13 protein-coding genes are annotated in these 14,308 nt (G+C 42.9%); 7 read left to right on the plus strand and 6 right to left on the minus strand.

Annotation, left to right across the window (positions count from 1 at the left end; genetic code table 11):
- Positions 1-106 precede the first annotated feature (106 nt).
- Positions 107-1,744, minus strand: a complete 1,638-nt coding sequence (gene pgm / locus CWB99_RS12020; RefSeq protein WP_138550510.1) for a phosphoglucomutase (alpha-D-glucose-1,6-bisphosphate-dependent) — start codon at positions 1,742-1,744, stop codon at positions 107-109.
- 9 nt (positions 1,745-1,753) lie between these two features.
- Positions 1,754-2,296 (minus strand): replication initiation negative regulator SeqA, encoded by a 543-nt coding sequence (gene seqA, locus CWB99_RS12025; protein WP_138550511.1) that lies wholly within the window; start codon positions 2,294-2,296, stop codon positions 1,754-1,756.
- Positions 2,297-2,421: 125 nt separating this feature from the next.
- On the opposite strand from seqA, the gene CWB99_RS12030 reads away from it, so the two are divergent.
- The 5 genes from CWB99_RS12030 (at position 2,422) to fur (ending at position 4,870) form a co-directional block, all read left to right on the plus strand.
- Positions 2,422-3,195, plus strand: a complete 774-nt coding sequence (locus tag CWB99_RS12030; RefSeq protein WP_138550512.1) for an alpha/beta fold hydrolase — start codon at positions 2,422-2,424, stop codon at positions 3,193-3,195.
- An 86-nt stretch (positions 3,196-3,281) separates the two neighbouring features.
- The gene (locus tag CWB99_RS12035; RefSeq protein ID WP_046004500.1) at positions 3,282-3,503 is read left to right on the plus strand and encodes a DUF2788 domain-containing protein; all 222 of its coding nucleotides are present in this window, start codon (positions 3,282-3,284) and stop codon (positions 3,501-3,503) included.
- Positions 3,503-3,781: a LexA regulated protein gene (ybfE, locus tag CWB99_RS12040; protein ID WP_010384731.1), complete on the plus strand. Its 279-nt coding sequence runs from the start codon at positions 3,503-3,505 to the stop codon at positions 3,779-3,781. The genes CWB99_RS12035 and ybfE overlap by 1 nt, the downstream gene beginning before the upstream one ends.
- A gap of 14 nt (positions 3,782-3,795) precedes the next feature.
- Positions 3,796-4,323, plus strand: a complete 528-nt coding sequence (gene fldA / locus CWB99_RS12045) for a flavodoxin FldA (protein ID WP_138545604.1) — start codon at positions 3,796-3,798, stop codon at positions 4,321-4,323.
- A gap of 100 nt (positions 4,324-4,423) precedes the next feature.
- A complete protein-coding gene (gene fur, locus CWB99_RS12050; RefSeq protein ID WP_010384733.1) occupies positions 4,424-4,870 on the plus strand; it encodes a ferric iron uptake transcriptional regulator in 447 nt (148 codons plus the stop codon).
- A 248-nt stretch (positions 4,871-5,118) separates the two neighbouring features.
- Here the strand turns inward: fur and CWB99_RS12055 are convergent, their stop codons facing one another.
- From CWB99_RS12055 to CWB99_RS12065, 3 genes are all read right to left on the minus strand, one after another.
- The gene (locus CWB99_RS12055) at positions 5,119-8,313 is read right to left on the minus strand and encodes a carbohydrate binding domain-containing protein (protein WP_138550513.1); all 3,195 of its coding nucleotides are present in this window, start codon (positions 8,311-8,313) and stop codon (positions 5,119-5,121) included.
- Positions 8,314-9,034: 721 nt separating this feature from the next.
- Positions 9,035-10,486 carry an alkaline phosphatase gene (locus CWB99_RS12060; protein WP_171045329.1) on the minus strand — a complete coding sequence of 484 codons (1,452 nt, stop codon included), beginning with the start codon at positions 10,484-10,486 and terminating at the stop codon, positions 9,035-9,037.
- Between the two features lie 629 nt (positions 10,487-11,115).
- Positions 11,116-11,979 carry a hypothetical protein gene (locus tag CWB99_RS12065; protein ID WP_138550515.1) on the minus strand — a complete coding sequence of 288 codons (864 nt, stop codon included), beginning with the start codon at positions 11,977-11,979 and terminating at the stop codon, positions 11,116-11,118.
- Positions 11,980-12,332: 353 nt separating this feature from the next.
- Between CWB99_RS12065 and CWB99_RS12070 the strand changes: the two genes are divergently transcribed.
- A complete protein-coding gene (locus CWB99_RS12070) occupies positions 12,333-13,142 on the plus strand; it encodes a fascin domain-containing protein (RefSeq protein WP_138550516.1) in 810 nt (269 codons plus the stop codon).
- A 128-nt stretch (positions 13,143-13,270) separates the two neighbouring features.
- Positions 13,271-13,696, plus strand: a complete 426-nt coding sequence (locus CWB99_RS12075; RefSeq protein WP_138550517.1) for a hypothetical protein — start codon at positions 13,271-13,273, stop codon at positions 13,694-13,696.
- A 114-nt stretch (positions 13,697-13,810) separates the two neighbouring features.
- On the opposite strand, the gene CWB99_RS12080 is transcribed toward CWB99_RS12075, so the two are convergent.
- Positions 13,811-14,251, minus strand: a complete 441-nt coding sequence (locus CWB99_RS12080; protein ID WP_138550518.1) for a hypothetical protein — start codon at positions 14,249-14,251, stop codon at positions 13,811-13,813.
- Positions 14,252-14,308 lie beyond the last annotated feature (57 nt).

The raw sequence follows: 14,308 nt of genomic DNA on the forward strand, positions 1-14,308 counted from the left end.
CCTCAAAATAGAACACTTAATTTAGCAAATTGGTATCAGATTTCAGCAACTAAATAGTAGGTATAAAAAAAGGCCATCACAACGTATGGCCTTTTATCACTTAAAGTTAGCGGATCACGCTATCTACCAATGTCTTGGCCGCCTGTTCCAGCTCTGCAAGGTGCGCTTCGCCTTTAAACGACTCAAGATAGATTTTATAAATGTCTTCGGTGCCTGATGGACGAGCCGCAAACCAACCCGACTCGGTCACTACTTTTAATCCACCAATGGCGGCATTGTTGCCTGGAGCCTCGGTCAGAATATCTGTGATGGCGTCACCGGCGAGCGTGCTGGCCGTCACATCTTGTGGGCTTAAGGCTTTTAATTTGGCTTTTTGCTCAGGTGATGCCGGTGCATCAATGCGCTTGTAAACTGGCGTGCCATATTGCGCTTCCAGCTCACGATAATATTGTGACGGCGTCTTACCGGTCACAGCCAGGATCTCCGCAGCCAGCAAGCCCAGAATAAAGCCATCTTTATCTGTATTCCAGACTTCACCGTTGCGGCGCAGGAAAGATGCGCCCGCGCTTTCTTCACCGCCAAATGCCAGCCATTGCTCGCTCAGGCCTTCAACGAACCACTTGAAACCAACCGGTACTTCGTACACTTCGCGCTGGTTGCCTTTAACCACTTTATCTATCATGGCGCTGGATACCAGGGTTTTGCCAATTTTAATCTCACTGCCCCAGTCACGATGCTTAAGCAGGTAGTCTATCGACACGGCCAGGAAGTGATTTGGGTTCATCAGACCGTCTTTAGTGACAATACCGTGACGATCATAATCGGGATCGTTGCCAATACCGATATCATAATCGTCTTTAATCGCCACCAGATTGGCCATCGCAAATGGAGAAGAGCAGTCCATACGGATTTTGCCGTCTTTATCCAAAGGCATAAAGGCAAAGCGTGGGTCAACTTGCTCATTCACAACCGTAAGGTCTAAGCCATATTGTTTGGCGATCACTGGCCAGAAGTTAATACCAGAGCCACCAAGCGGATCGACACCAATACGTATACCCGCTTTCGCAATGGCTTCGAGGTCGACAATGTTAGCCAAATCTTCCACAAAAGGTGTTATCAAATCGACGTATTTCACAAATCCTGAGCGACTGGCTTTAGCAAATGGGAACAACTCCACTTCAACCAAATCTTCGATTAATAGTTGATTAGCGCGATCTTCAATCCACTTAGTCACATCAGTATCAGCCGGTCCACCATTCGGGGGATTGTACTTAAAACCACCATCTTCAGGCGGATTATGTGAAGGTGTCACAACAATGCCATCGGCCAGCTCATGTGGATGAGTCTGGTTGTGGCAAACAATCGCATGGCTGATCACTGGGGTTGGCGTATAATCGTCATTTTCCTGAGTCACTACATGGACTTCATTGGCGACCAGTACTTCGATGGCAGAGTTGAACGCCGCTTCCGACAACGCATGAGTGTCTTTACCTAAAAACAAGGGTCCAAAAATATTGTTGGCTTTCCTATAGTCACAGATAGCCTGGGTGATGGCCAGGATGTGAGACTCGTTAAACTTCACATTATATGAACAGCCTCGGTGACCTGACGTGCCAAAAGCAACGCACTGCTCCGGGTTTTGCTCCAGATCAGGCTCATTTAGGTAGTAAGCCGATACCAGTTTGGGAATATTAGCCAGTTGACTTAACGGTGCTGGTTTGCCTGCATTGGGGTGATTTGCCATCACATTTCCTTATAGGTAGTCTCGGATAGTTTCTGCCTGTTGCGCCGAATAACCAAGTATGAGCGCAACTTCGTGCAACATCATTTTTTTGCGCGTCGTATTTGAGTTTGTCATAACCCAGTACTGACTGTCTGCAATGTTTTTCGGGTTCGTACTACTACCGCTTTCGAGCAGCGCTGCTTTACTGGTCGAAAAATAAATGCGATCTCGCCCTTTAATTTCCAGAACTTTATGGAAATCTACTTTGTGGCTGCGATGAAATGCCGCCAGAATAAACAAAAAGCGCCCGACTACGCCTTTTTGCATAGCCAGCTCTTCTTTGTTGAGAATATCAAATACGTTACCTGAAGGCTCACTTGAAACCGCTGCTGGCTCTGGCTCGACCTCAGGTTGAGCTGTCGATTCTACTGGCTGTGCGGTTTCCTGAACTGGCTGCGCCACTGAGTTCAGGTTCAATAAACGACGCAGGATCTGGGAAGCGCTTTCACCAATACTTTGCGTGTTACTGGCAATGTACTGATATAGCTCGTCATCTATTTCTATTTTTTTCATGCTTGTCCTGTCATTTTATACATCTACTGCATCTTCTCGGGATTATATCTAAATTTAACTTATTCCTCTACGGCTATGATTTTGCTTTCAACACTGGCAAACTATGCGCCGGATCCGGAGGTATTATGTTGCTTAACTACAAATTATCGGGACAGCCACTGGGCAGTGCCGAGCCCGTTGTGTTACTTCACGGCCTGTTTGGCTCGCTGGAGAACCTAAATATTATAGCCCGCGCATTGGGCGAGTCTTACGCAGTGATCAATCTTGACTTGCGCAATCATGGCCTGTCGTTCAAAAGTGACGTGATGGATTATCCAAGTATGGCCCAGGACGTGCTGACCTTACTGGAGCATCTTAAAATAGAAAAAGCACACCTGGTTGGCCATTCAATGGGTGGAAAAGTCGCCATGCAAGTGGCTATGCTGGATGAAAGTAAAATCCACAAGCTGGTTGTGCTGGACATAGCCCCAGTGAATTATCACCCACGCCATGACAGTATTATCCAGGCATTAAACGCTGTTGCTTCTGCACAGGTAACTAGCCGCACTGAAGCCGACACAATAATGAAGGCCTTTATAGACGAACAAGGCGTCCGCGGCTTTTTGCTCAAAAGCCTGGCAAAAGGCGAACATGGTGAATTCAACTGGCGCTTTAACCTGGCTGTCATAGAGGCCAACTATGATAAGATCATCTCAAATATAAATACAACTCATTCTTGTTTGTGTGATACCCTGTTCCTGAAAGGAAACAACTCAGATTATATTCTGGCAGAACATAAAGACGCCATCATGCAAGCCTTTAGCAATGCCAGAGCAAAAATCATCCAGGGTGCCGGACATTGGCTGCACGCAGAGAAACCGCAAGCCGTCAATCGTTCAATTATTGATTTTATTCAATAATTACCCCAGTTTTTTCTCAGCAAACTTAATTTATCGGTAACAGGTATGGTATAGTAGCCGCCGTTTATATTTTGAGTAGTGCAAAGATGATCAACGAATTTATGAATGAGTTTGAAACCATTGGTCTTTACTTTGCTCTCGCCGGGATTTTCTTCTTTATAGGTATGGCCATTCAGGACGTCCTAAAGAAAGGAGACGTGCCCAAGTTTGGTCGATACATTGTCTGGTTAGTGCTATTTTTAGGGTGCTCAGGCTTTATCGCCAAGGGCCTGATACAAGTATTTTGGCAAGGTGCGGGTGTTGGTTAATGGCCAAGTCTGAATTAGATAGAACCACTATCGACTTGTTTGAAAATGAAAAGCGCCCTGGTCGGCCAAAGACAAATCCTCTCCCCAGAGAGATGCAGCTAAAGATCAACAAGCGCAATCAGATTAAAAGAGACAGAGCAAGAGGGTTAAAGCGCGTCGAGTTTAAAATTTCCTCTGAGCTATATCAGGCATTGAGCGATATGGCCGAAGAGCAAAACATCAGTCGTAGCGCGCTGATAGAAACCATTTTGCAAGAAAAATTAGCGATTAATAGATAAAAGGTAAGTAGTTAATGGCAAGCGTAGGTATTTTTTTCGGCAGTGACACGGGTAACACCGAACACGTTGCAAAAATGATCCAAAAAGAATTGGGCAAAAAATTAGTCGACGTAAAAGACATTGCCAAGAGCAGCAAAGCAGATATCGAAGAGTTTGACTTGATTCTTTTTGGTATCCCTACTTGGTACTACGGTGAAGCACAGTGCGACTGGGATGACTTTTTCCCTGAGCTGGAAGAAATCAATTTTGAAGGCAAGCTGGTCGCAATCTTCGGTTGCGGTGACCAGGAAGACTATGCTGAGTATTTCCTCGATGCAATGGGCATGGTCAACGACATCGTCACTGAACGTGGCGCAATCGTGATCGGCAACTGGTCGACCGAAGGCTACGACTTCGAAGCCTCTAAAGCCCTGGTTGACGACGGTCACTTTGTTGGTCTGGGAATTGACGAAGACCGTCAGCCTGAATTGACAGAAGAACGTGTTAAAAAGTGGTCTGCTCAGGTATATGAAGAAATGTGCCTAAGCGAGCTGGAAGACTAACGACCCCTGGCCGGGTTAGTTATCCAAAGCACACTATTTTTAAGTCTGTGTCGTGCTAGACTTAAGTAGTAACTGAAATTAGACAAATTGAGACAGATTAATGACTGATCACAACTTAGAGCTAAAAAAAGCGGGTTTAAAGGTTACCCTGCCACGTATTAAGATCTTAGAGATCTTGCAGTGTCCTGATAACCAGCACATCAGTGCCGAAGACGTATACAAAATCCTGCTGGACAAGGGCGAAGAAATCGGTCTTGCAACCGTTTATCGCGTATTAAACCAGTTTGACGACGCAGGCATTGTGACCCGTCACCACTTTGAAGGTGGTAAGTCTGTATTTGAATTGTCAGGCAGTACACACCATGACCATCTGGTATGTCTTAAGTGTGGTAAAGTCATCGAATTTGAAGACGAGCTTATCGAACGTCGTCAGGAAGAAATTGCCAAAGAGAATGGCATTAAGCTGACCAACCACTCGCTGTATTTATATGGTGAGTGTAACGATGAAGAAGCGTGTAAAAACTATGGCGATGAAAACGGTAACTAAGCTTACTTAGTCGCAATTTCATTAGAAAGGCCGACAATAGTCGGCCTTTTTTGTGTATTAGCTCCACATAAGAGCAATAGGGTTGAGGTTCCAATCTACTTTAGAATAAGGTAACAAGGCACTAGTAGAAGCTCACTTTTCGCAATTATACTCCTGGCACGGAGCAAAATAATATTGCGAACTTCAACGGGTCTTTCTTAATGTCTGACTCACCGTCCATTGTGTAGATCCGAAATATCGCAGTAGAGTTATTCAATTCCCAGTGAAATCAGTATATCTTCTGGACTAAAGTGAGCTGAACTCTCTGTTTTTACAACATTGAGATTCACATCGTAAAAATTACTTACCACTTCTAGCTTAGCTGAATCTCTCATTGAACTCAGATCAATTGCATTTATATAGTCTGAAACTCTGGACATACTATCAAAATATGGATAGTACATAGGAATATAGTTGATATAGCTGCTTAATATCTTCTGATGTTTCATCTGGGCCCACCCCTCTAAAGGCGTAAAAAGTTCACTTGCTGGCTGATAATCTATATCACCGCTAATGAATCTTGAATAGCTATCACCAAATGAAAACCCTTCAACTGTATTTTCCAGCCGACTAATAAACAGGCTCTCATCATTAACGATATCTGTATACTCTATAAGCTTAATTAAAAAATCTACACTCACTGCAGCATGTGCTATATCTTCGTAAAGGGTGCTAACAGTTGGAGCTCGGCTTGGAAGATTCTTACTGATACCACTAGACTCGGACCAACCATTATAAAAATATGCTGGCCAGTACTGCCAAAGTACTCTGCCATCGTTTGTAAAGTTTACTTCATTTAAAAATCTCGTTGCTAGCAACTTCAACCTATTGAAGTACCTTTCCTCGTTAGTCAATTGATACAAGTATAGTAATGACAGACCATACTTATTTTGGAAGTTGTTAGGGGCCCATAAACCATCTAGCGCATAAGGTATACCATAAGCAATTCTGTAATGTTCTCCGTCAAACTCATTATCGTAGTAATCGTAAGCACTTGCGGCGAGTTCAATTACTTTCGCTCTAGTCGCTGGCTCAATCGGCATATATCTCACTGCATAAAGCATTGCATGAAGAATAGTTGCATCATCGATAAGCAGGTTAATAGGTGATGACTTGTCAATTGAGTACTTTGTCGTCGCCCACAAATGTGGGGCCTGCCCGAAAGGAACAAAACCTTGATGTTGATTCGTCACAGACAAAAGGTTATTTATCGTATTTTCAACTTGACTTAAAAAGAAGTCAGAACGAGTTACTCGAAATATGTCTACAAGCCCAGTTAGTCTATAAGATTGATTCCAACTCAGCCTGCCTAATTTATTGTCCCCGATGGAAAAAGGTTCACCAATTTGCGAATACTTGTACAGGTTTGTCGAATAAAAGAATAATTTTAAGTTGGTATCTCCACTTAGCTCTTGGACAATAAGATGCCCGTTTTCCTCCACACTGAAGAAAGAGCTGAGCTCAGGGTTAGATAGCAGTGTTAAGTTTCTAGTATTAATATCAAAACTGTACACTGATAGCTTGTTATTAGCATCGCCATGTAGCTGGATTACTAACTTATCCTCTCCGAGCGGCTTCATCTTCTGAGGAATACCGGGTAAATGTATGGTCTCTAGTGACTTCAAATTCAGGTCATAGATAGCTAGTGTATGCCTGTTGCTTTGGTAATCCGAGTTTGTGAAATAGAGCTTTTCACCAACAATATTCAAGTGTCTGTTCAATCCGAGTGGTTGATTGGGTATGTTAGTGTTATTTATAAACACTTTGGAGGATGACACACTGTTACTTGACTCAAGGTGAGCAAAATTCCCATGTTCATCTACTGCTGGAGAGAAAACTAGCGAGTCTGTGAACGTGACCCTCTCCTCTTCTCCGTTCAGTTGATTAACTTTAAAAAGTTCGAAGCTTTTCCCCTTCACAGCCTTAGTATAGACAAAGTATTTCTGGTCTTTTGAAATCGAGTATTCATTGACACCTTTTATCTTTGTATCTTTATAACTAAAGTAACCATCATGCGCATCATAGATAACACCAAAATCTAAAGATATATTTTTTTCTTTAGTAATGCTGACATCATCTACATAAACCACACCATTTAACGCCTCACGATCTTGCGGATAAAACCTTAACGCTACCGTATTACCTAACTCGCTTGGAGATGTGAAATTAAAATGAAATCTTTTCCATTCTTCTCCCTTTCCGATAGTCAAAGAGCCCAATGTCACTCCCTCGGTAAAGTCATATATTGAAGCCCTCAGACTTGTTTCTGGATTGGTTTTAGCCAAAAAAGATACCTGGTATTTTTTATTCACCTCAGGGTAAACAATATTTTGTTGAACTACTTGCCAAGAGTTACTTGTTTTTATACTGAGAACATTATTCTCAGCATTAGCCGTCGCTTCTGAAGACTGCCACCTCATCCAGGGAGACAAATCATATTTGCTTTTATCAAATCCCGCATTTCCAATCAAACTATCTTTTTTAATGATATTAAAGTTATCAAAGTATATAACTCCATTTTCATTTTTTCTATCCAAAGGGAATATTCTGAAATACAGCCTTTCGAACTTATTTTTAACATCTAGATACAGGTTGTAATTTCTCCACGGCTCATTACTTCCAATAATAATTTCAGATAATACTTCTCCACTTGTAAAATCCTCAACCATCACTCTCATTCTGGTGTTTTCATTTGTCTTAGCTTCGAAGGAAATCTCATATTGACCAAGTCTATCAAAATTTAACTTGGTTTGAACAACCTGCCAGGAATCATTTGTATTTATTTGCAAAGAATTGTTTTTTATATAAGCCGTACTCTCTGTAGATTGCCATCTTTCCCACCTACTATTCAGCTTACTTGAATCAAACCTATCAGCAAATATATACGGCTGCTCTATAGCTATTTTATCTACTTTCTCAACTGAAATACTATCAATACTAACTTCCCCTTCAACTTCAAGCCGATCCTGTGGGAAGATTCTTAGCACCGGAGAGCTTTGAAGCGAGTTCACTTGGAAATACTCAGAAAAACTTTCCCACTGCTGGTCAAGAGAAACCACCTTACTATATAAAATTTCTTTACTTTTATTGTCTTCGATTAATATTCTAAGCCTAGAGTTTTTCTCACTTTTTGCTACAAACGTTATTAAATAATTTCCATTATCAAATTCTTGCAATGGCCTCTGAACAACTTGCCAGCTGTTATTCGTCTTAATGTTCAATACACTATTTTCAATAAAAGCAGTTTGTTTTGTAGACTGCCATCTAACCCAAGGAAGTTGCAAAGAAGAGTCATCGAAATGCTCAGACAGTAAAAGACTGTCTTGACCAAAGGCGTCCCCCCATTTTAAAAGGGCCAGAATTAATAACAGTGAGCACATAACTGAAAAGTTGTTTTTTGTCATGATAAGAGTCGCATTTATAATGGTTTCCCAAAAATAAAAAAATTATTAAGATGGAAAAAATCTTTAATAAAACTTATGTTAGTATTATAGCTATCTGACTATATAATAGCGCTTTAGCCTCTCAGTGATCAAGCTTCCCGTAATGACACTTATTGATGCAGGAGAGAATAATGATAAAATCAAGCCTCATCGAGAAAATGTATCAAAAGAGCTTGAAGGTGGGCCTTGTTGAACAAATCCAGTTAGCTTAGGCGACACCGCGATTTCAGCTGCTTTTCTGATACCCAGGCATCCCCCCCAGCCGCTCTATTGAGTACTTTCACTTTGTGCTGATTGAATCCACGACTGAACAGCTTTTCACCCCTTAGCTGTTTATACCAGTACATTGCTGTTTCAAACATTGAACACGAATGTTAGTTCGCACAGGTGCAAATTATCAAATGAATTAGGAAACTACGCTCCTTCGATTTAACAGCATGCAAGATTTTACAACTGCTAGGTATGACAACTCTGACCCCTATCTATAACCACTTGATGAAAAAATTTTGTCGTCCAAAGCTTGAAAGAACCGCATTAAACCAACCTGCCAAGTTTGTATAGAAATGCTAGAATCGGCGCTGCGAAAGCATGTACAAAGCCCCAAGAGAATGATGCTAAATAAAGTAGATTTTTGATTAGATTAGCCGACAAAAGTCGGCTAATTTGTCAGTCTGATATACTATTAATGCTTACGTAGTAAAGCAGCTTCCATCACTTCAAACACAGTTGTGTTGTCAACATAGTTACCGTTCCAGTTGTAGGGCTTGCCCCACAACTGTGCAGCTTTTAAATCTGAACGGGTAAACTCATTAAAACGCTGGCTGCCAGCCCCGATTGCCCACAGCGGCACTAGCTCATTGGTATGATTGCGAGAAGCCCACTGATATCCGGGAATATTTCCTTTCCCGCGATTCTGAACAGCAAGAAACGCATTAAACGTATCCTCTTTAGGGTGGAAACGTGCTGTTTCCAGCGATTCTTTGCTTCTGTCTTCTGCCACAAAACCACCAGCACTATTTGTCCAGGTACCTTCTCCCCAGATCCCGCCGCACTCATGATCTGATGTGATAATAAGGAGGGTTTCATCCCAGCTTGAGTTGGTTTCTACCCACTCTATAACGGCATCAACAGCCTGGTTAAAGTCAATTTGCTCCTCTATAAACCTTGGCATATTGTTGGCGTGACCCATCCAGTCAACCGCACCACCTTCGATCATCACAAAAAAACCATCCGGATCCTGGTCTAGTACATTTAGTGCACCTAAGCTCATAGTCGCGAGATCTGGTACATTGGTGTTATAAGCCATTCCGGACGGGGTATTGGCATCGGGAAGAGCTTTTCTGCCAGCCTGTAATGTAGAGCCAGATTGAGCAATACCAATGACCCTTTGCGGGATATTTTTACCCTGAGCGAGCGCTTTAAAATCAACGAGCGAATCGACGAAGGAGACATCATCTTTGCCACTTTGATTGTCAAGTGACACAAACGTTTGCTTACCACCGACATATTTATAGTCTATTTCATCCACAGATACATTTGCCTCCCCGCTCGCCCCATATAATGGATGACCGGCTCCCATTATTACCGACAAATTCGATGCCAGCATTTCGTTAAATATATCAGCGTAATTATTGCGTGAGCTATTATGGGCTATTGCGGCGGCGGGGGTTGCATGAGATATCATTACGGAGGTTACCGTGCCCGCAGACAGCCCCTCTTTCATAGCTAGTTGAGCTATGGTTTCGAATCGCTCGCTATTGCTCCAGTCCATATTGATGCGGCCAACAGAAGTTTTTCGGCCACTCATCAGTGCAGTACCCGCAGCGGCACTGTCAGTATAGGAGGTATAGCTACCGGAGGCAGTATAATCGTTGACCATGGCATTTTCAAAACGCGTCCAGCGAGTTGTCGGGTCATACCCTTGCGCCACAGCCCCTGCGGCCTTCGCAACGTCTGTCCCCTTTGGTAATGGCAATCCCTGCGCATCAATCAGATTTAGCGCATTGTGAGCAAGCCCAAAGACCAATGGCGCAGTGCCATCCGGGCGCGTCACCTGATAAGTTTGCTTACCTGCCAGACCTTGATAGTAATCGGCTGCCAGCCAACCGTTGAATCCGTTACCATCAGATATCATTAAAATAATGTTTTTTGGTGCTGCGGATTTTGTCGTTTTAGGATTAGACTCAGTGTGATTTGCACATGAAGCCGTAAAGATTACAGACGTAATAAGGGTTGTTCTTAAGAGAGTATGCATCATCAAGTACTCGTTTTACAAATTGCTCTCAGCAGTCATATAAATAACATACCAGTGTCGTATAAATGTTTTCCGTGCAGTAAGTACAGAAACCAACGATACAGTATAACATAACACAATCTGTTGATTCTATTTTTGGTTACCGCATCCCATCCTGTCGCATTTAAGCTGAGTTTTCAGGACCTAAGTGTAGTAAAACTAAACGCATGGTATTTAATGACCCTTGAGTTGTACAATTATTAACCGAAACTGACTGATGCGGCTTTTATCTCTATTACTCGGGCAGGTGAGAAAGATAGATCACAGAAAAATGCAATCTGCTGAGCAACTCAACCCCCATATAAAGTATGCTGAAGTAGCAATTCAAACAAGGTTTTAGGGGTTACATAGATGTTGAGCCCAGATAATACTGGACCCTTAAGCAAGTATATTATTTAGCGTCCCTGATGCCCTATTTCATTATCCTAAACGGGTACTGCGGCTATTTACCTCACACTTTTCATCCCGCTCTAGTGTTTTCTGAAGTAAAGCGCCGGATAGATTGGGTTTAGGGTGTTGTCTTCGACAATTTCCCCATCGGATAATTGATTATTTACCGTATCTATTAAAGACTGCAGTCTGCCATTCACTTCAATCGCTACGGTCACGTCTTTATTTGGCGTACCTACGTTAGAACAAGACTTAATACGAGCACTGGCGTTAACATCTCGCCACGTACATTGCAGCAAGGTTTCTTCAAACCCGTCCACCATACGCTGAGCAGGGTAAGCTCTAAAATAAACAGGGCCTACGTCACAGGCATTATGAGTGGGCTTCTTGTCTAAAACAGCTACTCCACCTGAGAAATAGTTGAGCGTAAAGCCGTTAAAGTTCATGACACACTCTGTCGATCCGGCTGCTTGCATTTTAGTCGCAATGGGCATAGTTAATGTGCGCCCTTCAATGTCATCACACATAAGCTTATGAGCGTTGCCGCCCGCATTATTCCAGCGACAATCCAGGCGTTTTTCCTCCAGCCCGTCGACGATGCGAGTATCCGGAGCCGGCTCAAAAGAAACAGCATGTCCACCACAATTAGCCTTATTTCCTTCAACTTTCACTGTGCCTTTAAGCTCAGTACGATACCCATCTAGCCAGTTGATACTGCAAACGCCGTAGCTCGGAATATTTACTCTGCTGGCGACTAATACAGCCGGTAAATTCGCATCTACTGGGTTTACACATACCTGTCTTTCCCAGATACCGACCTCGTTTTGTTTCTCTACTTGCCAATAGCAGGACATAAGTGAGCTGTCTTGAGCATAAGCAGTGGCCATAGAGCTACACGCGATAATTGACGATACTTTTAATAGTGTATTTAATGTGCTTTTCATACAGATATTCCTTTTTAGTAATGCGTTGTCATCCAAAAACATGCACACATTAGCATTTTTTTAAACTATAAAAAGTCTAAATTACAGTTACTTACAATCAATTACCGAGTACCACATTCACATGTTTTTGCTTGCAAAGCTAGTACGCACCATCGACCTGAATTCAGGTTCTATACATGTTTTGCCATATAACTACCGCTTATCGCATCATATGTTTAGCGACAATGGCGATTACAACAGGCTCGTATGCTCAAGTAATGGCCATGTAAGGCAGTGTAATAGTATTTGTAGTATCGGCGTCTAGACTCTCAAGGCTGTTATCCCTGACAGCCATCCACACAAGGAGCCAGGCAATGACTATCTCAAAATTTATATTGTGTGCGTTATTTAGTAGCACTTTTTTGGCACATGCCGGAACTCAGTATCTAACCCAACCTGCCAGTAATATCACGCAAACTTCAGCCCAATTGAACGGATATTCCTCTTCAACAATCGGTCTCAGTGGTGAGATTTTTGACTATGGGCAAACGACTAGTTATGGAAACGGTGCTCTGGCAATTCCGCCAGGTGTTAATGGCCCTGTGAGTGCACAAATTTCCAACCTGAATTGCGGCACACAGTATCACTTTCGCTTTCGAGGGGACCCCAAACCACCCCGCACAACCATTCAGGGTGAAGATCTCACATTTACTACCCAACCCTGCGGCCCGACGACCTATTCGAACGTATCCTTTGAAACAGGTGGACAATACTTCTTCGTCGCAGAAGGTAATGGTGGTAGCACAGTGAATGCAAACCGTCTGGCTATTGGGCCTTGGGAGCAGTTTAATCTGATTGATATCAACGGTGGCGACCTGAATAGTGGCGATCAGGTCCATATTCAGACTACTTCAGGCTACTATTTTGTTGCAGAGCAAGGCGGGGGCGCTGAACTCAACGCCAACAGAACCGCAGCGTCCATTTGGGAAACGTTTACCATCGAACTCCCAAACAACCCTGGCGCTTTGATACAAAACGGAGACAAAGTCGCCCTCAAATCCGTCAACGGATATTACTTGCAAGCGTCTGGTAACGGTGGTTCTGGCGCAAATGTCTACCCAACCGTGATTGGGTGTAATGCCACATACCCATGTTCCTGGGAAATGTTTAGAATCCATTTTTAGACAAACCACAAATCTGCATGGCTGTATAACCAGCCATGCTACTAATATCATGATATCCGGTACACTGGAGCAGCATTGATTAAAATGCTAGGTTGTTTGGCCTAATCAACCAAGGTGGATATGCCATCATGAAGCGCTCTTTGTCACGAGAAAATATATTGAAAAAGCAGGTTTTACTTCAAGCGCTTTCTCTTTTGGGACTGTTGACTGGTGTATTTCTCGCGCCGGAAAATCCAACCTACCCGTTTGCACCTGACAAAACAAGTATGGCATTCATACATCGAACAGAAGCAGTCATTACTTGTGTGCTATCTGGCTGTATAGCAATTTTTGCTATTTATGGCAAATTCTGGCTTAGATTATCCTATGCACATGTCACTATTTGCTCTTTAATGAGTGGGCTTGTGGCCGTATCACTTTCAAGTTTTCGATTAGCAAGCTTTTCTTTACCTCCTCTCTATCTGGTCTTTTTATATACCGGCGTCTTACTTCTAATAATAATGGTTGGTGTTTCAGTTGAGAGGATATGGCTAAAGTATACATCAAAGAAATGAGATCAAGTTTAGTGGAGATGGACAAGGCCACACGTTCAATTTAGCACCCGCTACTTTGGCTTAAAAGAAAAATTAAAGACGTGCGAAAAGCAAGAGTCGAATAATTTGCCGAACCTATTTGGCTCCACAGGTCGCCAATGCTTTTTCAATTGCAGTAAGTAACTGCTCTGGCTCATTGGTGCCTAAGCTGACGGTGGTGCCGTCTTTCAGTGTGAGTTCAACGGCGTCCAGACCGGAGACGTTATATAACCAGCCGGTGGATAGCTGGCGAATACCCAGACCATTGTACCATTTTGTTTTTATGATTTTTGCCGAGTCTATTTGATTGCAATCGAGTGATTTACGCCAAAAGCCCGGGCCGAAAAACCAACGGATCTGCCCTTCACCCACTTTAATCGTCAGCGAACTAAACAAAATGGCGATGATGACAACGACTACAAAAGCAAAACTAGCGTTGTCTTCGGGTTTAACGACAGCGCTATAGGCAAGAACCAGTGCAGATATGCCCATCACGGCCAATATGGCGGTACCTATTTGGGTATGTTTATAGTCCACTTTGCTTTCTCCCGTATTGTGTTCTGGTGAGCCACTTTTTTATAGAACTATATATCT

The sequence above is a fragment of the Pseudoalteromonas rubra genome, from assembly GCF_005887095.1.
GTDB classification, from domain to species: domain Bacteria; phylum Pseudomonadota; class Gammaproteobacteria; order Enterobacterales; family Alteromonadaceae; genus Pseudoalteromonas; species Pseudoalteromonas rubra_E.

What these genes read in the sequence shown, in the direction of transcription:
- CWB99_RS12030 (WP_138550512.1), top strand. Translation starts at nt 2,422, where the DNA reads ATGTTGCTTAACTACAAATTATCGGGACAGCCACTGGGCAGTGCCGAG.
- seqA (WP_138550511.1), bottom strand. Translation starts at nt 2,296, where the DNA reads ATGAAAAAAATAGAAATAGATGACGAGCTATATCAGTACATTGCCAGT.
- CWB99_RS12075 (WP_138550517.1), top strand. Translation starts at nt 13,271, where the DNA reads ATGAAGCGCTCTTTGTCACGAGAAAATATATTGAAAAAGCAGGTTTTA.
- CWB99_RS12055 (WP_138550513.1), bottom strand. Translation starts at nt 8,313, where the DNA reads ATGACAAAAAACAACTTTTCAGTTATGTGCTCACTGTTATTAATTCTG.
- pgm (WP_138550510.1), bottom strand. Translation starts at nt 1,744, where the DNA reads ATGGCAAATCACCCCAATGCAGGCAAACCAGCACCGTTAAGTCAACTG.
- ybfE (WP_010384731.1), top strand. Translation starts at nt 3,503, where the DNA reads ATGGCCAAGTCTGAATTAGATAGAACCACTATCGACTTGTTTGAAAAT.
- fur (WP_010384733.1), top strand. Translation starts at nt 4,424, where the DNA reads ATGACTGATCACAACTTAGAGCTAAAAAAAGCGGGTTTAAAGGTTACC.
- CWB99_RS12035 (WP_046004500.1), top strand. Translation starts at nt 3,282, where the DNA reads ATGATCAACGAATTTATGAATGAGTTTGAAACCATTGGTCTTTACTTT.
- CWB99_RS12070 (WP_138550516.1), top strand. Translation starts at nt 12,333, where the DNA reads ATGACTATCTCAAAATTTATATTGTGTGCGTTATTTAGTAGCACTTTT.
- CWB99_RS12060 (WP_171045329.1), bottom strand. Translation starts at nt 10,486, where the DNA reads ATGATATCTGATGGTAACGGATTCAACGGTTGGCTGGCAGCCGATTAC.
- fldA (WP_138545604.1), top strand. Translation starts at nt 3,796, where the DNA reads ATGGCAAGCGTAGGTATTTTTTTCGGCAGTGACACGGGTAACACCGAA.
- CWB99_RS12065 (WP_138550515.1), bottom strand. Translation starts at nt 11,979, where the DNA reads ATGAAAAGCACATTAAATACACTATTAAAAGTATCGTCAATTATCGCG.